This window comes from Sebaldella sp. S0638 (assembly GCF_024158605.1).
In the GTDB taxonomy this organism is placed as follows: Bacteria; Fusobacteriota; Fusobacteriia; order Fusobacteriales; family Leptotrichiaceae; genus Sebaldella.
In genome coordinates, this window is the sequence record NZ_JAMZGM010000013.1 from 1 (window position 1) to 20,951 (window position 20,951).

Consider the following 20,951-nt stretch of genomic DNA (forward strand, 5'->3'; position numbering starts at 1 on the left):
TCTTAATAGTTACAATATTTTTTAAATAAATTATTTATTATAGTCGGTTTAATTTACAGACTTTATTACACACTCTCCAACCTCTTCTGGATAATTTGAAAACCATTTTATCTCCTATCCTTTCATATTCCATAATTTAATAAACTCAGTCATAAATTTTTCTGCTATTTCCCGACTATTGTCAATTGTAATTGTTTCATTGTGATACTGAGCCTTATTTGTCCAGTTATATGATCCATGTATAACAGTTTTTAAATCAATAACACAAAACTTATTATGCATTAGATTTTTATATGGCCCCCTTGGAGGTAGGGCGATTGTTTCAAAATGCTTCTTACACTTTTCTATTGTTTCTTTATTTATACTATCATCCATTGTAATAATCCTTATACTCAATCCTTCTTTTTGTCTTTTGTATAATTCATTTAGAATCGTTTTATCAGTTATCCATGCTACACAAACCCATATTAAATACTTTGCTGCTTTTATTTGTTCTATGATTTGGGCTTGTATATCTTCAAAATGCGGGGTAACTTCCACATCATCCGGAAGATCTTCCCCAGTTATTTTATATACTCCATCAAAATCTTGAAATTTATATCCGTCATTTATAATTATTTCATTAATCTTCTCTACCGCAATATCTCTATTTAACCTTTCATCCTTAGCAAAATGTCGAGAATCAGCTATTAAATTGAATATTATTTTTAACTTACTGCTACCGTTTAATTCTTTCAGTATCTTTTCAGTATATTGGTTTCTAGATATCCCCCCTGGTAAACCCAGTGGCAAACCATTGTTTTTATCCCAATTATAAGTATCTCTTATACCCACTTGGTTAAATAGTTTTGTAATGTCAGGGCCTGACAAATAAGGAGTATAGTCGCTATCTCCTATTACATAATCTTTCAGTATCTCTATTGATAAATTACTCAATTTCATATATAGCCACCTTTTATTTTATAAAATTTTATTCAAGATACTTCTGAGGTAAAAAAGAGTCCGAGGGTCTCGCGATCCCAAATAAGAACTAGATTTATTCTAAAAAAATTTTCATTACGTTTCGTTTAGTTAACTCCTTAAATTGCTATATCTCTTATTAATAAAGGAATTAACAATATAAAATGAACTATGTATGCAAGTCTTATGCATTTCGTTTTAAATGTATCTCTGGAATATAAAAGGTACTTCCAGAGTATATTATTAACGGGTCTTGCGAGTTCCAGAGAACACATATTTATTGGATTATTTTATCTTCATGTCCTGTCCAAGTATTTAAGACTTATAAAAACCTCACAATAGTTCCGCATATAGTACCTATAATAAAACTACTTACTACAATTATTGGGGCAGATTTCCTATCGCTTTTTGATACAATAATAACCATGGGTAAGGCACATATCACATATAATAATCCACCCATTACAATTTTGGATATATTTATATTTAGATAATACAAAATTGTCGGCATTATAAAATGGAATATAAATGCTGAGGAACAATCGAACTTGTCTAATTTTTTCTTTACCATTGGTAGTACATCAATTATTCCGAACAATATTCCTATTCCTAATAATATAACTTGAATTTTCATAGTTGATCTCCTTTCAAAAGTTTATAATATATTACCTGTGTCAAGAGTCACGACAGAGGGGCGAGGAAATTACTCAGTCCTTAATTATCATGAGGCGCACGATTCGTTCAGTCATTGCAAACACTAGTTTTGAAGTATACTGAAATTTTAGTATAGCTATTTATAAGGGGTGTATGTTTTGGACAGACCCTAAGTCAGACTTAGGGGCATCACTGACAGCTACTTAAAGCTAGAGTAACATTTTGTGACGTCAGATAAAGCCAAAACTCGCCATATCTATGTCCACTCAAATCTGAGAAGATCACTCAAATTTGGATTAACCTAAAATATTCTGAGCTGCCACTCTTTTCTGAGTCACTTTGTGCGATTCAGCGATTATATATTATAGAATTAAAAAATATATCTCCTCAAACTTTAGGTGATCTATTTCTTATTTTAGCCGGCTAAAAAATCAGCAGAATAAAACTTCTACTATAGGCCCCAAAATAGCGAAATCCCAATCATGGGTTCTGAGGATTTTGTTATTTATCAGCTCATTTTTGAGCTGATCTTAACCAATAGATTTCAAATCTGACAGCTCATTTTTGAGCAGTCCTCAGCCGGTACATTTGAAATGTATCGCTATTTCTTCCTGAAATGAAATTTTCTTTTCTAGTATATTGCCTGGATTTAATCTAGGCTGTTATATTTTCAATTACCTCATGCTTTACGATGCAGTACCACTGGATCAGGTTTAAACTCCAGAGCTCATATTTTCGATTTAAGGGCATTTCTGCTCGCCGAACTATTTGACGTAGAGCAATGTGTAGATTTGTTTTAAAATCAAAATTTGGAGCCCTTAAGGATTTATTTATTATGCTTCTTCTCATAAGTTATATTTTGGACATAATTATCCCATATATTTTGTTCTCTTGGCGTCAATTTTTCAATATATTCATCTCCATAAATTCCTTGTTTTCGTTTTACTCTCTCAAGTTCTTCATCTGTATAGTCATCAGCATTTTCATATTCATCAAAAGCATTTTCAATTTTTTCTTCAATAAGTTCTTCTATGTCATTAATTAATTCAGCAATATTTATTTTGCCTACCCTATCTTCATAAGCAATATAATATTCATATCCATAACCGAATTCTGTCTCTTCTTCTAATATTCTATAGTCCATTAATCCTATCATTTTTTTTATAAGATCATCTATCATAGCTTGTGATTCAAAATCTCCGATTAATTTATATAAGCTAACTTCTAAAATATCGGCTATTTCATTAAGAAGAGAGTCAGAGATGGGTATTTGCCCATATTCATACCTTTGAATTGTATAAGTAGTTTTCTCAAGCCTTTTCCCAAGGTCTTCTTGAGTTATCTTTCTTAACAATCTATATTTTTTGATATTTTTACCTATTATTTTATCCTTATCTTGTTGAGGTTCTTGTGACTTATTAGATTCCATTTATCTCACCCACTAGTGTTTTTTACTATTTTATCATTTATTTTTTAAATTTCAAAACTTTTTATTGACAAAAACCACTTATGACGTTATATTTATGACAACATAAAAAGTGGTGTAAATGTTTTTAGAAAAGGAGAGTGTAAAAAATTAAAATAAGAAAGTTAAAAGCATTATTACTGGAATATAATTACAAGTATTGTGAAGTGGCTAATGCTTTGAAAATATCAGAATCAAATGTAGCTGCTAAAATGAATGACAAACGGGAATTTAAACCAAGTGAAATATCAAAGCTGAGAAAACTTTTAAAATTAACAGATCAAGAAGTCATTGAAATATTTATTGATTAGAAAGGAGAAAATATGCAGATAGAAACATTTAAAACTAAATGTCAAGCTGTAACGACAGGCGGTAAGGTTAGAGGAGTGTATCAAACTTTAGAAGAATTGCAGGAAGAAGTGAACGATTTTATCCGGCAAGTAAAAGTATTTGACATAAAACATACTATTGAAGCAGCCAATACTACCATTCACTACTTCACAGTAATATATGAAGAAGAGGAATAAAAGGAGGGTCTTACAATGAACTTTAAGGAATGTTACAAAGGCTTTCTACAGTCTAATGGTAAAGCTCCCGCAGTATCTTATAAAAGTAAAAATACAAAGTTTTTATCCTATGAAGCTGCAAAAACTTACAATGAATTTGTTGGGATACTGGCAGATAATACCATATTGGTAGATGTGGATACTGAACTTGAGGGAGAATTATTAAAATCAATCCTGGAGGAAATGGAGATAAAATGCCCTGTATTAAGAACCACAAAAGGTTATCATTTTTTATTCAAACATAATAATATGTATAAAAAATGTACTTCAAAAATCAAAACTCCAATAGGAATAACTATTGATGTTAAGTTCGGAGCTCACCTGGGCGTACAATGTTTAAAACTCAGCGGTGTTGAAAGAGAAATATTGAGTGATCCAAATTATGACGAAATACCGGAAATACCAAAATTCTTGTATGCACCTACTAAGAATACATTTAAGAATCTTGATGTTATTGAAATGGGAGAGGGCGAACGGAATAATACTTTAAGTGCTCATAAATTTCATTTATATAAATTAGGCTACAACGACAATGAAATAATGGAAATATGTTGTCTTATTAATGAATATGTATTTTCTGAATCATTGGACGAGGACGAATTTCAAACTATCATGAGAGATGAAAATATACCAAAACAAATCAGATTTTTTGATGATAATAATAAATTTCAACATCATAAATTTGCGGAACATATCCGGGATAATTTCCATGTGAAAATGATTGATGATAGGCTGCATATCTATGATAATGGATACTACAGATACGATAATGAGAGTAAAATTATAGAGCGGTTTATGCAGGGAACAATTGCCTTTTTAAGCAGACATCAAAGGGCAGAGGCTACAGCCACACTAAAATTAATATGTGAAGAAGTACAGATTGATAAGTTTTATATTTGTTTCAATAATGGACTTTATCATGTTAAAACTCAAGAGTTTATCCCACATACACCGGATATAATATGTACCAATAAAGTACCACATAATTTCTATCCTGAAGCGAGCAGGAATGAGATAGATAAAATAGTATCAAGTTTTGTGTGCGATGATAAAGAATTAAAAGCTTTACTCTATGAAATAATTGGATATATATTTTACCCTGATCCCTTCCTTGATAAATGTTTTATCATAAAAGGTGATCACGATAATGGTAAAAGTAAATTTCTCTATATGATTGAATGCATGGTTGGTAGAAAAAATACCAGTTTTCTTGATTTAAAGCAGTTTAATGAGAGATTTACTCCGTCAACACTGTATGGAAAACTAGTTAATATAGGTGATGATATATCTAACCAATTTATGGAAGAAACAGCAATTTTTAAAAAACTTGTCACTGGGGAAACTTTACTTATTGAAGAAAAAGGAAAAAATGCCGTAGAGTACACACCAAGGGTGAAACATTTTTTCGGGGCAAATGTAATTCCTAGGTTTCCGGATATGACTGGTGCAATAAAGAAAAGGGTCTTTATAATTCCCTTTAATAATGATTTTAGTCCGGGAAGCCCGAACAGAGATGAATTTATAAATGAAAAATTAGAAAAAGAAGAGAATCAAGAGGCCCTTATCCAATTGGCAATTGAAAGCTTTAATAAAGTAATGAAAAATGAGGAATTAACAATACCAGAGTGTGTAAAGGATGAGCTCAAAGTATTTGATCATGAGAATAATCCTATATTAACATTCATAGAGGAGAAAGATGAGGAATCTCCAAATGGTGGTTGGTACTTAAGAAAAGCAACAACCGAGGTCTTTAATTCTTATAAATGGTGGTGCATGGAAAACGGCTATAGAGCTTTTGCACAAAGTAAATTCTCAGCAGAAATGAAAAAACTAAAGCAATTGGATATTAAAAACATCAGGGAAAGTGGGAAAGTTTCAAGGTGTTTTGTACAAGAATGCCCTATAAATTGAAAGTGTTATGCATTTCTGAACTCCCAGTTGTCTATTATTACTAGGTTTTATGCTTTTTAGTTACGCTTAGTTATGCATTGATGTAAATAAGCATAACAGCGGAATGAATGATCGCTACTGGACTAGAATATATTTTGTTACGCTGTTACTATTAAATTTATATTCTTATATATATAGACAAAGTAATAAAATTAAAAATAATATATATATTTATATATAAGGAATAAGAAAAGATGCGTAACAGTAACATAATAGATTCAACAACTGGAAAACAAAGGGTTTTGATGTGTTACGCTCTAAAAATGATATATGTAACATTTTGCTGAATAATGTTGAAATAAAAGTGATAATTATGACGATATTAGAAGGACTGATGAAATTGTATAACATAACTAAGAAAGACTTAGCAGCACAACTGGGAGTTACTACTAGAACATTGAATAGAAGACTAAAAGATACAAGTGAATGGAAATTACGGGATATTAATAATATTGTTGATATTTTTAGTCTAGAATCGTATCAATTTAAATATATATTCAAATCAAAAGTTGCTATTAATGGGAAAGAATTAGATAAGTGGATAAAGAAAATGGAGTGTTTTATTAATAGAAACGCTACTACAAAATACTGCAATAAAATGTAGGGAAATGTTGGAAATAAAATTTTGTAATTGCTAAGAAATGCTAAGGTATAAAACATTAGTATTCTATGGTCGATGTTATAAATGCAACCTGAGAAAACCTATATATTGAACTAGATAATACTAGACTTTTTAAATAAAAGAGGTGATAAAATGAAAAGTTTCTTTGAGTCTGCAGCTGGAATCATATTATTAATCGGAGCAGGATCAGAAAATTTGCTGACTACTGCAACATTTATAATAATATTTGTATTATTTATGGCCTGTCTAAAAATAAAAAAAGAGATAGTAATCCAGCTAGATTAAGCTATCTCTGCAAATCTTTTCTCGTTGGAGAAAAAACTATCGTGTGATATAATTATTACAACAACAGAATTATATCACACTTTAAAATTTTTTTAAAGGATGTGATTTTTTATGAGAAATCCTAATGGATATGGAAGTGTCCATAAACTTTCAGGAAAAAGAAGAAAACCCTATGCTGTTCAAGTTACAACAGGATGGGATGAAGAAGGTAGGCAAATAAGAAAATATTTAAGCTATCATACTTCTAAATCAGAAGCCATGAGAGCATTAGCAAAGTATAATGATAACCCATATGATCTGGATAATATTTCTGTCACATTTGCTGAAATATACAATAGATGGAGTGAACTTAAATTTAAAGAAATTGGTAGATCAGGAATTCTTGGATATCAAGCTGCTTATAAAACCTGTGAGCCTTTATACAATATAAAGTTTCAAGATATCAAAACAAGTCATCTGCAGGGAATAGTACAAAATTGTGGCAAAAAACATCAATCTTTGAAGAAGATAAAGGTACTGTTTAATCAACTTTTTGAATATGCTATGAAGCATGATATTGTTATGAAAGATTATAGTAATTTTGTTGAAATTGGTAAAAATAAAGAAGTATCCACAAGAAAACCTTTTTCAGCAGAAGAAATCCAAATACTTTGGGAAAATTCACATTTACCCTATGTTGATACTATTCTGATTATGATTTATTCTGGATTTAGAATAGGTGAATTGTTAGATATTAAATTAGAAAATATTGATTTGATCAACAGAACTATCACAGGTGGTTCTAAAACAGAAGCAGGTAAGAATAGACTTGTTCCTATACATGATAAAATTTTTGATTTTATTAAAAATAGAATGGAGTATAATAAAAGTGAGTATTTGATATGTAATTCAAGAAATAAAAAGATCCTATATGATCTGTATAAAACTAAATATTTTTATGGTGCTATGGAAAAACTTAGCATGTGCCACAAACCGCATGATTGTAGACATACTTTTGCGACTTTATTAAATAATGCAGAAGCAAATAGCACATCAATTAAAAACCTAATCGGGCATAGTAACTTCCTGACTACTGAAAAAATATACTCTCATAAAGATGTGGAAGAATTGAGAAAAGCTATTAAATTAATCAAATAAATTTGTCAGCTTGTTGTCTGCTGTTGATTAAATTCATAAGCATTTTACAAAAATTATAGTAAGTTAAAATACAGTAACGACAGTATTCAGTGACCTTGAGAGATCAAAAGTGTTATTTCTGGGATAATAATTATGACATACTGATAGATTATTTATATTCAATCCTGATTTTTTCAGTCTTTCCATCCATTCTTCAGAAACAGTGGAAGCATTCAGCTGAATATTATATTTATGGCTTAATTCAGCTGTCTCTTTGTCATCAAAGCCGAAATCCAGTCTCAAAGCATGTATCTTATAGTCTTCCCAACGGAATTCATCAAAAAATCCCTTTGAAATATCCACTATTACTTTCATATTACGTTTTTCTGCTTCTTTTAGTATTATTTCAAATTCATCTTTTACTCTTTTTCTATCTGTTTCAGGAATATGTACAGAAGTAAAAACATATTCTATCCCGTTTTTATACGCTCTTTCCATATACTCGATATTTTCTGCCGCAGAATAATCCAGTCCGGGAAAAATAGAAACTCCTCTCATTACCTTACCTCCGATTCTAAAAAAACATATATTTACATTATAACTAAACATTTGTTTCTAAAAAACACATATCCTCACTATAATCCGGTATCTGTTTTAGATATCCGAGTTTTCCCCAAAGCCTCCAATGCCTTATCATAAATCAGGTTAAAATAAGCTGTATATAATATGTCAATGACATTCAACATTGATATTCTCGAATATATCGCCGCACTTCTGTATAAATTCTCTTTTGCAGTTACATAAAGCGACTTATCTGCGAATTTTTCCAGTGTATTATCAGAATTTTTAGTAATTGTAACGATCTTTGCTTTATTTTCAGTGAGAATTTTTGCTATTTCCAGCATTTCAGCAGTTTCTCCCGAATAGGAAAATATAATAGCAGTATGATTTTCATTGGAATTTTTTGCCTGCACATACTGCTGGTCATAGAGCGCATATGTCGCAGTCACCTTTCCTATTCTCATAAATTTATAATTGGCATCCAGTGCCACAAAATGTGATGCTCCTGAACCGTATAAATCCAGAATCTCAGCATCATCAATCATGTTTATCACCGATTTCACCACATTTTCATCTGTTAAAATCCTGGTTTCCTTTAATGAATCTATACTCAGAGAGCTTATTTTATCTATAATGTCACTTATAGAATCTTCTCTGTCTATTTCATTGTTTTTATTTATTTCCATGCTGTTCTTAATAAAAAAGTTTATTTCAGAAGCCAGCATTACTTTGAATTCCTGATATCCCCCTATACCTATCTTTTTACATAATCTGATTATGGTAGCGGGACTTGTATATGTCTTTTTTGCCAATTCAGTGCATGAAAGCTTTATTACCTCGTCAGAATGCGTAATTATATACTTTGCTGCTTCTACTTCATTTGGTGTAAAATTCTTGGCCTCTCTCAACTTTATTATCAGGCTCATATTTTTACCTCATTTCCAAATATTATAGCTTTTCATTATTTAAAATCATTATATCAGATATTTTGTAAAAAAGAAAAGTTTATCCTGCCGGAGAATCCCGAAAACTTTACTTTTTACCATAATATAAAAACTGTATCAGACTAAAATCCTATACAGCTGTCACTGCTGACAGCATGTCATGATTCATTCCAATACAGTTTTTCTGCTAATTCTCTTCTCCCAGTATCTTTCTCCAGAGATCCTTTGCCCTCTCTACTTTAAACCTGTTATAAACCACATATACACTGGGGATTTCATTATCTTCCTTTAACTCACTCCAGCTCAGGATTCTTCCGTATTCTTTATACTTTCTGTAAAGCAGATCCCTTATTTCTTCTCTTTCACGGTAAAATATTTCTTCATTATTAATAAATCCCGCTAGCTTCCGTAAATTATCTATACCGCCGAATCTTCCGGCAATTCCCGTTCCTGTCATAGGGAAGTTATTCTGTTTCATATCAATTATCGAAGCCCCGCAGTCTTCTTTCCCTATCTTTAATGATAAAGCCCTGTACAGCTTTAACAATTCATCATTGTTGTACCTCTTTTGCCTTGGGATATACTTTTTTCTGCTCTTACATCTTACAAGCCCTAGTATTTCTCTTAATTCCGACCACTTCCAATATTTCTCTATCTCTTCCACAGAAATTACATCTTTAATTTTATCAAGATCTTTCTTAAATATTAACTCATAATTCGCTACTTTATGTTTCAGAATTTTTAATATCTCTTCTTTTCTTGATTTCGACATATTCCTCTCCTAATTTTGTATTTGTTTCATCAATAATTTAACATAAAATTTTGTTTTTTTCAATTTTTTTTGTTTTATATTTTCTGTGAATTTAATCAAATATCATATTTTTCTATAAAAAATACATATTATTATATAAAAAAGTGAACATAAAATAAAATGTCCACTTTTTATAATATATTTATCTGTATAGTTTTATTCTACTCTTACATAGTAAAAATCATAACCAGATGCGATTTTAGTAAAATTCATATCTTTTATTCTCTCATTTACAAGCATATTTTTTATGTTATATGTAAGCATAGCAATAGGAAGTTCTTTTCCTAATATTTTTTCTGCATCCATCATACTTTTCATTCTTACAGAATTATCTACGCTGTTTTTAGCAGTTTCCATTAATTTGTCATATTCAGGATTCGACCAGTTTGTCTTGTTATTTCCTCCGTTTGTTACCCACATATCCATATATGTCATAGGATCAAGATAATCAGGCCCCCATTGTGACAGATCCATATCGTAGTTACCCTGTGTTTCATTTTGTGAGAATATTTTAAATGTATTAGTTTCTATTTTTACATCAAGACCAAGTACAGTTCTCAGTTTTTCCTGAAGATACTCTGCCAGTTTCTGATTGTCAGGGGCTTCATATATCATCAAAGTAAGTGTAGGCGTTCCTGTTTCCCCTATCTCTTTCAATCCTTCCTGAAACAGCTGTTTTGCTTTTTCAGGATTATATTTTTCAAAAATATCTCCGTTTTCTTTTCTGAAATCTCCGCCGGCTGATCCTCCGTATCCTTCCGGAACAAACCCGTAAGCAGGCATAAAGCTTCCTTTTGATACGTTTTCTGTCATTTCGTTTCTGTCTATTGCCATAGAAACAGCTTCTCTTATTTTCTGGTTAGCAAGAAGCTTATTTTTAACATTGAATTTCAAAAATTTTATAGAACCTTTATTATATGAATAAAGTCTTTTATCTTCTCTATACTCTATCAGCTGTTCTCCTGACAGCTCTGTAATATCCAGTTCCCCGTTCTTAAATGCATTTAGAGCTGCAAGAGGGTCGGAAATCATTTTTATTTCCAGTTCATCAAGATGAATATTATCTTTATTCCAGTAATTTTCATTTTTAGCAAGAAGAATACTAGTTTCAGGTGTCCATTTTTTCACTGCATAAGGCCCGTTACCCATTATCTTGTCTGCTGACAGTGAAAAATCTTTTCCTGCTTCGTTATAGAACTTTTCATTAACCGGATAGTATGTAGGAAATGAAAATAATGAAAGCAGATATGGTGTAGGCTGATTCAGCTCTATTTCCAGAGTGTTGTCATCCGGAGTCTTTATTGCCACATCTTCTTTTTTCCCTTTTCCTTCGTTATATTCTCTGGCTCCTTTTATATAATAGAGCTCATATGCATATTCTGATGCTGTCTGAGGATCAAGTGCCCTAAGCCAGCCAAATGCAAAATCTTTTGATGTTACAGGGTCTCCGTTTGCCCATTTCATATCTTTTCTCAAATGAAATACCCATTTTAGGCCGTCTTCACTAATTTCCCAGCTTTCAGCCGCTGCAGGAACCACTTTTCCCTCTCTGTCAAGCCTTGTCAGCCCTTCATAAATAAGAGAGTCTATTGTTATTCCGGAAGCATCTGATGCCAGCTGCGGATCCAGTGATTTTGGTTCTGACTGTAGATTTACCGCAATTTTTTTCATATCACTGCTTTTTTTAGTACCGCTGTCACTTTTGCCGCATGATATTACAAAAAACAATAATGTTAACATTGTTAAAAATATTTTTTTCATTCACAGCACCTTCCTCAATAATTTATTCTTTCATTATTTTATCATTCTTTCAGTTGTAATTGCAAGTATTCTCATAAAAAATACCTTAATATCCTCTGATATTTTTTTGCAAAAATTATACAATATTTTCTTACTTATATTTAAAATAGTAAATAACACAGTAAAATCAACCCATCATACAATTTTACAATAAAATCAAAACAAACTGGTTCTCTGTACTTAGTATTGCCCGAGAAAAATCATTGTATAAAAAAGCAGACTATACCGCTTTTGGGAATAGTCTGCTGTTATTTTAATTATTCTACATAAGCATCATATAAATAATATTCTGCCCCGATTCCTTTGAAATATACATTTTTTATTTTGGGATTCAGTAGAATTACCCTTGTAGAGTAAAGCAGAGCTCCCACAGGCATATCATCGCCCAATATTTTCTCTGCATCTCTCATTGCCTGCATTCTTACTTTATTATCTCCGCTGTTATTTGCTGTTTTTATAAGTTCGTCATACTTTGGATTCGAGTATGAAGAGTGGTTATTTCCGCCGTTTGTAATAAATAAATCCATATATGTCATAGGATCTGCATAATCAGAACCCCATCCCGATAATACTATCTCAAAATCTTTCTGCTGAAGTCTAGCCATTCTCTCCTTAAAAGGAATCGGCTCTATTTTTATATTTGCTCCCAGATTAGTTCTCAGTTTTTCCTGTACATATTCCGCTATCTTCTTATTATTTCCCGCTTCATTTATAATAAGCGACAGTTCGGGAAGCTCACTTATCCCTAGTTCTGCCAGTCCTTCCTGATAAAGTCTTTTTGCTTCTTCGGGATTATATCTGGGATAAGCATCTCCGTTTTCCTCTCTGAAAGTTTTAATTTCTCCGGGAAATCCTGTAGGAACCATGCCGTAAGCACCTTCTCCCGTACCTTTTACTATGGTATTTGCCATTTCTTCCTTATCAATTGCAAGAGTCAATGCCTGTCTGATCTTCTTATTCGCAAGATATTTATTCTCCATATTATATTCCAGATACCATACTGAATTATTTCTGAATACATTTACCCTCGGGTCTTTTTCATATCTCTGATACTGCTCTGCTGTGAGCCTTATAAGATCTACCTCTCCATTGTTAAAAGCATTCAGCTCTGCTGTGGAATCTGCCACCAGAACCATTTCTACTTCATCTATTTTTATATGATCTTTATTCCAGTAATTTTCATTTTTTACTAAAACAAAGTTAGAATCATGTTTCCAGCTTTTTATCTTATACGGCCCGCTATATTCCATTGCATCAGCTTCCAATGCATAATCTTTTCCTTTTTCATTAAAAAATTTCTCATTTATTGGTGTATATGTGGCAGATGCTGTCAGTGAAGCGAAGTATGCTGTCGGCTTTTCCAATTTTACTTCCAGTGTTTGGCTGTCTATTACATTTATTCCTACATCTTCTTTCTTTCCTTTACCTTCATTGTACGCCTGTCCACCTTTTACAGGATAAAGCATATATGCATATTCCGAAGCCGTTTCAGGATTCAGCACTCTTAGCCATGCAAATTTAAAATCATCCGCAGTAACAGGCTCTCCGTCAGACCATTTCAGATTTTCTCTCAAATGAAAAGTCCATGTCAGCCCGTCTTCACTAACATCCCATTCTTTAGCCATTCCCGGTTCAGGAGTCCCGTCTTTTCCCTGTCTTGTCAGCCCTTCACTTACCAGTGAATTAACGGCTATTCCCGTCTGGTCTGTTAAAAGTCCCGGATCTATTGATTTTGGTTCAGCTGTTTCATTTACTATAATTTTGGTGTTTCCAGAAGATTCCCCTTCTTTTCCTGAGCCTCCGCAGGAAATAAGAATTAACATTATAAATAATAAAAGTAGTTTTTTCATTGTTTCTCCTTTCAACAATCATTTTTATATTTTATATTTTACTAAATTTCTTTGATTTTTACCATTCTTTTCTTTTCAATTCAACTAAGTGTCAATTAGTTTTTTAAACCATTAATTAATAATAATTTATTTCGTAAATCTTGACTTTTTCTATTCTTAGATGTATAATTATTACATGTTTATTAATATTTCTGTACTTCTCTAATATCTTAGTGAAAAATAAAACTTTCATATGTCTTATTTTTTTTTAATAAAAATTATAGATAAGATATCCGACATTTCCTATTTATTTATTCTTTAAATATCCAAATAGTCATTTGTTGTAATATCTATTTATAGTATAGAGAATGCAGCTATCTTTAAATAAAAGGAGATCATTTATGAAAAAAAAATTTTTATTGGTTGCCGTGCTTCTCATAGCTCTCACAGCATGCGGAAGTTCCGGCGGCGGTGGAGGAGGCGGTGGAAACGGGACTCCGGCGACTCCGATTCCAACATCACCTGATACTTCTACACCTAACGTTACTGTTCCTGATGCACCCTATGTTCCATTTAACAAAACTGATCCGCATAAAGCAAGCTCAGCAAAAAGCAGCGGCATTACAGGTACAGGAGTGACTATTGGTATTATTGATACCGGTTTTGAAACTGCAAATGCAGAATTCAAAGATAGTCTGGGGAATCCGCGTATCAGCACAGATCCGGCATTTACAGGCAATACTAATATACACGGAAGTCTGGTAGCTGAGGTCGCAGGCGGTAAGACAATCGGTATGGCACCTAATGTGACTATAAAAGCTATTTCTGCCGGTGCGACATGTACTGACGGCGGTGATACCTGCGTTGATACTAATCTTTCCATGTATCAGTCATTATATAATGATGGTGTGAGAATATTTAACCAGTCTTTCGGAGCCGATAAAGCCACAGGTGCTGCTAAAAAATCAGAATTTCCGCTTACTGATCCGGTTATCGACTTTTTCTATAAAAGAGCTACTACAGATTCATTGTTTGTATGGGCTACTGGAAATGGAAGCTCTTTACAGCCCGGAGCTGAAGCAGGACTTCCTTTCTTATATCCGGCTTTGGAAAAGGGATGGATCGCTGTTACCGCTGTTGATTCTCAGACCGGTTTAATAGCTGATTATGCTAATCAATGCGGACTTGCTCAAAACTGGTGTATAGCAGCAGTAGGTGACTATAGCTTTTATGCAAAGAATGTAAACGGCAAGGGTACTTCATTTGCTACCCCGGCAGTTACAGGCGCAGCTGCTCTTGTACAGCAGAAATATCCGTGGATGAACGGAGACCTTCTGAGACAGACACTTTTATCCACAGCAACTGATATGGGGAAACTTGGAGTAGACAGTACCTATGGATGGGGACTTCTAAATGTGGAAAAAGCTGTAAAAGGCCCTGCTCTTTTTGATAAGAAACTGGCATTGGGAAATTATGTTAATATCAGCTTTGACACTGTTACTTCTTATTTTCAAAATGATATAAGCGGAGATGCGGGTGTAATAAAAAGCGGTACTGGAAAGCTTGTTCTTTCAGGAAATAATACTTATACAGGGGATAACATCGTCAACGGCGGTACTCTTACTGTTAACGGTAAAGTAATATCACAGGTTCAGATTCAGTCCAACGGTACCTTCTCTAGTAACGGCGGATATGTGGACAATAATGTTATAAATAACGGCGGTACTTTTGTAAATGAATCAAACGGTACAATAATCGCAGGAAATTACACTGCTTCATCAGATTCTATAACTGAAAGCACTGCTGATTCTACAATTAACGTAAAAGGAAAGGCTGTACTTTCAGGTTCTGTCCTAAAAGTAGCCGCTCCTAAAGATGAGAATGACAGACCTGTTTATATAAGTTCTACGAACAGTATACAGGGAAACATACTTGTTGCTGATCAGGGAATCGAGAGCAGTTTTGGTTCTGTGGAAACTCCGGTACTTCTGAGTACAGAGCTTAAATACAGCGAAAATAATGTAGGATTGGAAATGACAAGAAAAGATGTTTCGGTTTATTCAGCGGAAGCTTATAATTCTGATGCTACAAGGGACAACACAGCTTCAAATCTGGAACAGGTATTTAAAATCCTTGATAACGGTACAGGAAATGAAGCATTCAGAACACAGGCCGCATACTTACAGCAGACTGCTTCTTCAAAAGTGCTGGCTGCATCTCTTGACAGTTTATCAGGACAGATTTATGCTTCGGCACAGGCACTTACATTCCAACAATCTCAGACAATAAACAAAGACCTGTCAAACAGGCTTACATGGCTTGGAAGTATGACAAACCCTGCTGACAGCACAGGTATATGGTTTAACGGAATTGGTTCAGTAGGAAGACTTTATCAGTCCGGATATGCAGAGGCAGATACTTACCTTTACGGCGGACAAATCGGGGTGGACAAAGCTTTTAACAGTAAGTTTATTCTTGGTGCATCACTTTCATTCTCTGACTCCAAAGCTGATTTTGACAGATATGCCGGAGAATCAAAGAGCCAGAATCTGGGATTATCATTATACGGAAGATACGGACTGGAAAACGATACATTCTATGTGCTGGGACGTATAGGAGGAGCTTATGTTTCAAGTGATGTAGAAAGAGATGTAATAGTAGGTTCATATAAAGATAATCTTTCTGTTAATCATGATGATTATGTACTTTCAGGTTACGGGGAAGTAGGATACAAACTCAAAACTTCTTCTGCTGTGAGTATCACTCCTTATGCCGGTCTTTTATTCGACAGTGTAAACAGAGGAAGTTTTTCTGAGGATAACAGTCTTTTTGGACTAAAAGCTGACAGTAAAACTTATTCACAGACTTCCGGACTTTTAGGATTACGTGCTGAAGGTTCTTTCAACTGGGCAGCAGGTAAATCTACAGTTCTTGGTTACTTCTCATGGCAGACTGCATTTAATGATGAAGACCTGAGCTACGATGCTTCTTACATCGGGCTTCCTAATGAGAAATTCAAGATAAAAGGTATCGGTCTTGCAGATAACACTGCATGGACAGGTGTGGGGATACTTACTGAAGTGACTCCTGTCTGGTCATGGTACGCGAACTATGATATGCAGATAGAAAGATCAAAGGTAATGAATAATGTATTCTCAGTAGGTGCAAGAATTAACCTAAATTAGGCTTAATAAAAAATGAGCTTTTTGAAGTGACAATCTGACTTTTCAGATCACTTCAAAGGCTCATTTTTATATTGGCTCTATATTCTTAAGAAAGTGTGTAATATCTCAATATTTTAAAAGAAAAATTTAAATCCTAAATTTACAAACTGCTCATTTTCATCATCTAAAACTCCTGCATTATATCCTCCGAATACAGAAAAATTATTAATACTATATTCCAAGTCTATTCCCAGATTCAAATCATTTCTTCCCGCTTCCCTGCTCCATATCTCCATTGTATCTGCGAGTGATACCAGACTGATGTTTTTATTTTTGTAAGGATCAGCCATTTCATAATAATAATTTATTTTGGGTACCACTTTGAAACGGGAAACACCATTATCAAATAAATTTATATCAGCTTTTATTCCTGCTCCTGCTTTAGCAGAAAAAGCATCTTCCGAATCTACTTTTACATCTGCTATAGCTCCTGTTTCAGTATACTCTTCTTGGGAAATATAAGACAATATAAGGTTCAGAGATGGTTTTAATGTAATATTCCGTGTAATTTCCTTGCTGTATTCCAGTCCTGTAGTTCCGTTCAACGACCATGTGTCGTATTCTCCGTTTACTTCATTATACGAATTGTCATATGTTATTTTTCTTTTGGTATCATTACTCCCGTAATTATACCCTAACTTTGTTGTCAGCTTAAAATTATCCATAAATTTATTTTCCATTACACCTGTGATGGAAAAAGTATCTGTATCCTGACTTGAATCTGCATTATCTTTATAATCAATATCGGAATTCAAATATGAAATAAATCCTCCGAGTGAAACTGAATTATTCACAGGTGTCATTATTCCCACTGTTACGCCATATGAATTACTATCAAAGCCGCTGCTGTTATCAAGATTTTTTTGATCTGAAAAACTTCCCATTGTCTCAAAATAATATTCAGTACCTGCATTGCTGATATCTCTTCTTGATAATATAGAATCAATACTGTTATTTAATATTTTATTTTGATGAAACTGATTATAAAGTGAATTACTTATTATTGTTCTTCCTGTTATTTCTTCATCTGCCAGACTAAATGTTTTCATACTGCTTATACTCTTAATAGAATTATATAATTCTTTACTTACATTGTCATTTTCAGAACCTGCATAATTTTTTTCAAGAATATTTCCCAGCTCACTTTCAAATAAAGTATCGAATTTTTTTCTTTCAAGCGAAACTGAGTATGTCCCGTCAGCTGCCTGTGTAGTTTTTGCAGTAAATAAAGGTGAATATGACTTTATTTCTCCTGTCCCGGTAAGGTTCTTTACATTCAAATCCTCATAATTATATGTATCTGAAGATGAATCCATTGCCTTACTTGCGTTTAGATATATATCCTTTTGCAGATCCAGTGTTTCTGCTTCTATACTTCCTGTACCGCTGTCCAGTATCACCTGTGCGGATGTACTTACTGACAATGTACCTGATGCTGAAATTACCCCAGCATTTATCAGCTGTGATGTGGAATCCAGCTTATATGCTGCTCCGCCTGCATTGATATTACTGTTTGGAAAAGTATAATTTGTACTGCTCTGTGTTATTGCGGCATTACCATCCAATATTACCTTAGAATTCTGCGCTATTTTTATTGTGCTGTAATTTACTGCTTCTATTCCTACTCCCGAAGTACCGTTTATTTTTATAGTCCCGTTATTTGTGAATGTACTTCTGTCTCCTACATACACTCCTGTAAGATTATTTCCCGTTAATTCAATCGTTCCGTTATTAACTCCTGTAGAATTCCTAGTTATATACATTCCGTATGTCCCGCTGTTATTTATAGTTCCGCTATTCACAATACTGGCATTATTATGGGCAGCCATACCTTTATTCCCGATATTGCTGATAATTCCTGCATTTACAGCTTTTGCCCCATTTACGGAATATATTCCGAAATCTCCGGCATTCATTATCTTTCCAGTACTGTTATTCGTCGCTGTTGTTCCATTTTCCGAAACAAGAATACCATATGCCCCATTATTCTGTATTTTCCCTTCATTTACAACTTTTGACCTGTCCTCTGCGAATACACCGTAACTTCCGGCATTGCTGATTTCTCCATAGTTATACAAAGATGTATCGTCATCAAGATAAACACCATAATTCCCGTTATTTTTGATGATATTGCTATTTATCATTGTTCCGCCGTCTTCCAGTGAAACACCGTATGAATTTCCCTGAATAATGCCGGTATTGGTAAAATATGCCCTGTCATCCACCTCTACGACAAAAGTGTCGTTATCAAGGCTTAATCTTGTATAGTTTGACTCTAATACCTTATCGTTAAAGACCTTTGTATTATTATCCTCCATCTTCAAAGCCGGTTTATTCGCAGCCACAGTATTATTTCCCACTGAGTACTCCAAAACTTCATTTCTGTTTTTATAAATAATGTTATTATCTATCTTTATTGCAGATACATTTCCTCCGCCCGGTGATGTGGAAGGTGAATTGGAAGAACCTCCGCCGCCTCCCCCGCCGCTGCTGGAACAATTTATAAGATTTAACAATAAAGACAAAAGTACAGCTTTTTTTATATTTTTTCTCATAGCAACCTCCTAAAAACTTTATATTTATACTATAAGATATTCATATATCCAATATGTGTCTTTTATGTTTCTTTTCTATATCTAAAAATCTTACTTATCTGTAGACCATGTTCCACATACATAAAAATCATTTTTATTTTTTACATTTTTGTGCATAAAAAGAGAGGACATATAATTTTTATAATGTTACACTTATATCAGATGCATGCAAAAAAGATATATCTTATTTATTTTCAGGAGGTTTTTATGGAGTGGCTGAAACGGCTGAACAAAGCTATTGACTATATTGAAGAAAATCTGTGCAGTACTGTCAGCATTGATGAAGCAGCAAGGATTGCCTGCTGTTCCGCATATCATTTCCAAAGAATGTTTTCGTATATTTCAGAGGTTCCCCTTGCAGAATATATACGCAGAAGACGTATGACTGCTGCTGCATTTGAGATACAAAGCAGCAATACAAAAATAATAGATGTCGCCCTGAAATACGGGTATGAATCTCCTACATCATTTAACAGGGCTTTTCAGAGTATACACGGAATCTCACCTGTAAATGCCCGGCTAAACGGAACTATGCTGAAAGCTTACCCGAGAATAAGTCTCTCTGTCACTATAAAAGGAAACTCTGTTATAAATTACAGAATTGAAAAAAAAGAAGCATTCAGGATTATAGGAGTAAGAAAAAATTTGAAAACAGATATTGAAACCAATTTCAAAAATGTTCCTTCATTTTGGGCAGATACTAAAAAATCTGAAATTTTTCCTGAATTATGTGGATTAATAACTTCTGATTTTCCAAAAATTCTGGGTGTAAGTGTTTATGAAAATAATGAAAACTTTTATTACTATATTGCCGTAAAAAGTGATAAAACACTGAAAAATACTTTTGAATATATAGTACCAGCTGCTACATGGGTTATCTTCGAATGTACAGGTGCCGCTCCGGAAAGCATACAAAATCTCTACAGGCAATTTTACACTGAATGGCTCCCCACATCAGGTTATGAATATGGAAATACTCCTGAAATAGAAACATATACAGACGGGAACGTGAATTCCCCTGATTATAAATCGGAACTTTGGTTCCCTGTAAAAAAATCTGAATTTGTCTGAAAGGTGGTTTTTTATGAACTATGAAATAAAAATCAAAGGTATCGAACCTGTACTTGCAGCAACACTTCGTTTTAGCGGAAGATCCGAGGATGCAGGAAAATACTTTCCTGATATCTACAAAGCATTAAAAGGGCAAAGCAGCGGTTCCCCGTTCTTTTGTTACTATAATAAAGAATTTAGTGAAACAGCCGATATTGAGTTATGTGTACCGGTTTCTGAAAAAAAGGAACTAAGGGGGATAATAATCAAGGAGCTGCCGCGGATAAAAGCCGTATGCACAGTTCATACAGGAAGTTACGAAACTATCAAAAATGCATATCAGGCTCTTACAAAATACATATCTGAAAAAAATCTTGAAACGGACATTCCTGCGCGTGAAGTCTATATCAAAGGGCCGGGTATGTTTTTCAAGGGAAATCCTGACAAATATATTACTGAAATTATAATTCCCCTTAAAAATCCACATTTTGACTGATTTATTTTTAAAAATTACAAATAC

At 33.3% G+C, this 20,951-nt stretch carries 18 protein-coding genes; 9 read left to right on the forward strand and 9 right to left on the reverse strand.

Annotation, left to right across the window (positions count from 1 at the left end):
* Window positions 1-114: 114 nt before the first annotated feature.
* The 3 genes from NK213_RS05610 to NK213_RS05620 form a co-directional block, all read right to left on the reverse strand.
* Complete coding sequence (locus NK213_RS05610; RefSeq protein WP_253347642.1) at window positions 115-942, reverse strand: phospholipase D-like domain-containing protein; 828 nt, start codon at window positions 940-942, stop codon at window positions 115-117.
* A 340-nt stretch (window positions 943-1,282) separates the two neighbouring features.
* Window positions 1,283-1,594 carry a hypothetical protein gene (locus NK213_RS05615; protein ID WP_253347644.1) on the reverse strand — a complete coding sequence of 104 codons (312 nt, stop codon included), beginning with the start codon at window positions 1,592-1,594 and terminating at the stop codon, window positions 1,283-1,285.
* Between the two features lie 846 nt (window positions 1,595-2,440).
* Window positions 2,441-3,043 carry a helix-turn-helix domain-containing protein gene (locus tag NK213_RS05620; RefSeq protein ID WP_253347646.1) on the reverse strand — a complete coding sequence of 201 codons (603 nt, stop codon included), beginning with the start codon at window positions 3,041-3,043 and terminating at the stop codon, window positions 2,441-2,443.
* A 203-nt stretch (window positions 3,044-3,246) separates the two neighbouring features.
* Between NK213_RS05620 and NK213_RS20620 the strand changes: the two genes are divergently transcribed.
* The 6 genes from NK213_RS20620 (at window position 3,247) to NK213_RS05645 (ending at window position 7,639) form a co-directional block, all read left to right on the forward strand.
* Window positions 3,247-3,390 carry a DUF739 family protein gene (locus NK213_RS20620; RefSeq protein WP_371926377.1) on the forward strand — a complete coding sequence of 48 codons (144 nt, stop codon included), beginning with the start codon at window positions 3,247-3,249 and terminating at the stop codon, window positions 3,388-3,390.
* A 12-nt stretch (window positions 3,391-3,402) separates the two neighbouring features.
* A complete protein-coding gene (locus NK213_RS05625; RefSeq protein ID WP_253347648.1) occupies window positions 3,403-3,606 on the forward strand; it encodes a hypothetical protein in 204 nt (67 codons plus the stop codon).
* Between the two features lie 15 nt (window positions 3,607-3,621).
* The gene (locus tag NK213_RS05630; RefSeq protein WP_253347650.1) at window positions 3,622-5,556 is read left to right on the forward strand and encodes a phage/plasmid primase, P4 family; all 1,935 of its coding nucleotides are present in this window, start codon (window positions 3,622-3,624) and stop codon (window positions 5,554-5,556) included.
* A gap of 352 nt (window positions 5,557-5,908) precedes the next feature.
* Window positions 5,909-6,199, forward strand: coding sequence for a helix-turn-helix domain-containing protein (locus NK213_RS05635; RefSeq protein WP_253347652.1), 291 nt, complete (start codon window positions 5,909-5,911; stop codon window positions 6,197-6,199).
* Between the two features lie 150 nt (window positions 6,200-6,349).
* Window positions 6,350-6,502 carry a hypothetical protein gene (locus NK213_RS05640; protein ID WP_253347654.1) on the forward strand — a complete coding sequence of 51 codons (153 nt, stop codon included), beginning with the start codon at window positions 6,350-6,352 and terminating at the stop codon, window positions 6,500-6,502.
* Between the two features lie 111 nt (window positions 6,503-6,613).
* Window positions 6,614-7,639 carry a tyrosine-type recombinase/integrase gene (locus NK213_RS05645; protein WP_253347663.1) on the forward strand — a complete coding sequence of 342 codons (1,026 nt, stop codon included), beginning with the start codon at window positions 6,614-6,616 and terminating at the stop codon, window positions 7,637-7,639.
* Window positions 7,640-7,702: 63 nt separating this feature from the next.
* On the opposite strand, the gene NK213_RS05650 is transcribed toward NK213_RS05645, so the two are convergent.
* The 5 genes from NK213_RS05650 to NK213_RS05670 form a co-directional block, all read right to left on the reverse strand.
* On the reverse strand, window positions 7,703-8,176 hold the full coding sequence (locus NK213_RS05650; protein WP_253347665.1) for a MupG family TIM beta-alpha barrel fold protein: 474 nt from the start codon (window positions 8,174-8,176) through the stop codon (window positions 7,703-7,705).
* A 77-nt stretch (window positions 8,177-8,253) separates the two neighbouring features.
* On the reverse strand, window positions 8,254-9,105 hold the full coding sequence (locus NK213_RS05655; protein ID WP_253347666.1) for a MurR/RpiR family transcriptional regulator: 852 nt from the start codon (window positions 9,103-9,105) through the stop codon (window positions 8,254-8,256).
* Window positions 9,106-9,310: 205 nt separating this feature from the next.
* Window positions 9,311-9,895: a hypothetical protein gene (locus NK213_RS05660; protein WP_253347668.1), complete on the reverse strand. Its 585-nt coding sequence runs from the start codon at window positions 9,893-9,895 to the stop codon at window positions 9,311-9,313.
* A gap of 195 nt (window positions 9,896-10,090) precedes the next feature.
* Window positions 10,091-11,695: an ABC transporter substrate-binding protein gene (locus tag NK213_RS05665; protein WP_253347670.1), complete on the reverse strand. Its 1,605-nt coding sequence runs from the start codon at window positions 11,693-11,695 to the stop codon at window positions 10,091-10,093.
* A gap of 296 nt (window positions 11,696-11,991) precedes the next feature.
* Entirely contained in the window at window positions 11,992-13,584 is a 1,593-nt protein-coding gene (locus NK213_RS05670; protein ID WP_253347679.1) for a peptide ABC transporter substrate-binding protein, read from the reverse strand.
* Between the two features lie 380 nt (window positions 13,585-13,964).
* Here NK213_RS05670 and NK213_RS05675 point away from each other — a divergent pair, with 380 nt between their 5' ends.
* The gene (locus tag NK213_RS05675; RefSeq protein ID WP_253347681.1) at window positions 13,965-16,748 is read left to right on the forward strand and encodes an autotransporter serine protease; all 2,784 of its coding nucleotides are present in this window, start codon (window positions 13,965-13,967) and stop codon (window positions 16,746-16,748) included.
* Window positions 16,749-16,861: 113 nt separating this feature from the next.
* Here NK213_RS05675 and NK213_RS05680 read toward each other — a convergent pair whose 3' ends face one another.
* Window positions 16,862-19,342 carry an autotransporter domain-containing protein gene (locus NK213_RS05680; protein ID WP_253347683.1) on the reverse strand — a complete coding sequence of 827 codons (2,481 nt, stop codon included), beginning with the start codon at window positions 19,340-19,342 and terminating at the stop codon, window positions 16,862-16,864.
* Window positions 19,343-19,588: 246 nt separating this feature from the next.
* On the opposite strand from NK213_RS05680, the gene NK213_RS05685 reads away from it, so the two are divergent.
* The gene (locus tag NK213_RS05685; protein ID WP_253347685.1) at window positions 19,589-20,452 is read left to right on the forward strand and encodes an AraC family transcriptional regulator; all 864 of its coding nucleotides are present in this window, start codon (window positions 19,589-19,591) and stop codon (window positions 20,450-20,452) included.
* 13 nt (window positions 20,453-20,465) lie between these two features.
* Complete coding sequence (locus NK213_RS05690; RefSeq protein WP_253347687.1) at window positions 20,466-20,927, forward strand: GyrI-like domain-containing protein; 462 nt, start codon at window positions 20,466-20,468, stop codon at window positions 20,925-20,927.
* Window positions 20,928-20,951 lie beyond the last annotated feature (24 nt).

What these genes read in the sequence shown, in the direction of transcription:
- NK213_RS05610 (WP_253347642.1), bottom strand. Translation starts at nt 942, where the DNA reads ATGAAATTGAGTAATTTATCAATAGAGATACTGAAAGATTATGTAATA.
- NK213_RS05615 (WP_253347644.1), bottom strand. Translation starts at nt 1,594, where the DNA reads ATGAAAATTCAAGTTATATTATTAGGAATAGGAATATTGTTCGGAATA.
- NK213_RS05620 (WP_253347646.1), bottom strand. Translation starts at nt 3,043, where the DNA reads ATGGAATCTAATAAGTCACAAGAACCTCAACAAGATAAGGATAAAATA.
- NK213_RS05625 (WP_253347648.1), top strand. Translation starts at nt 3,403, where the DNA reads ATGCAGATAGAAACATTTAAAACTAAATGTCAAGCTGTAACGACAGGC.
- NK213_RS05630 (WP_253347650.1), top strand. Translation starts at nt 3,622, where the DNA reads ATGAACTTTAAGGAATGTTACAAAGGCTTTCTACAGTCTAATGGTAAA.
- NK213_RS05635 (WP_253347652.1), top strand. Translation starts at nt 5,909, where the DNA reads ATGACGATATTAGAAGGACTGATGAAATTGTATAACATAACTAAGAAA.
- NK213_RS05640 (WP_253347654.1), top strand. Translation starts at nt 6,350, where the DNA reads ATGAAAAGTTTCTTTGAGTCTGCAGCTGGAATCATATTATTAATCGGA.
- NK213_RS05645 (WP_253347663.1), top strand. Translation starts at nt 6,614, where the DNA reads ATGAGAAATCCTAATGGATATGGAAGTGTCCATAAACTTTCAGGAAAA.
- NK213_RS05650 (WP_253347665.1), bottom strand. Translation starts at nt 8,176, where the DNA reads ATGAGAGGAGTTTCTATTTTTCCCGGACTGGATTATTCTGCGGCAGAA.
- NK213_RS05655 (WP_253347666.1), bottom strand. Translation starts at nt 9,105, where the DNA reads ATGAGCCTGATAATAAAGTTGAGAGAGGCCAAGAATTTTACACCAAAT.
- NK213_RS05660 (WP_253347668.1), bottom strand. Translation starts at nt 9,895, where the DNA reads ATGTCGAAATCAAGAAAAGAAGAGATATTAAAAATTCTGAAACATAAA.
- NK213_RS05665 (WP_253347670.1), bottom strand. Translation starts at nt 11,695, where the DNA reads ATGAAAAAAATATTTTTAACAATGTTAACATTATTGTTTTTTGTAATA.
- NK213_RS05670 (WP_253347679.1), bottom strand. Translation starts at nt 13,584, where the DNA reads ATGAAAAAACTACTTTTATTATTTATAATGTTAATTCTTATTTCCTGC.
- NK213_RS05675 (WP_253347681.1), top strand. Translation starts at nt 13,965, where the DNA reads ATGAAAAAAAAATTTTTATTGGTTGCCGTGCTTCTCATAGCTCTCACA.
- NK213_RS05680 (WP_253347683.1), bottom strand. Translation starts at nt 19,342, where the DNA reads ATGAGAAAAAATATAAAAAAAGCTGTACTTTTGTCTTTATTGTTAAAT.
- NK213_RS05685 (WP_253347685.1), top strand. Translation starts at nt 19,589, where the DNA reads ATGGAGTGGCTGAAACGGCTGAACAAAGCTATTGACTATATTGAAGAA.
- NK213_RS05690 (WP_253347687.1), top strand. Translation starts at nt 20,466, where the DNA reads ATGAACTATGAAATAAAAATCAAAGGTATCGAACCTGTACTTGCAGCA.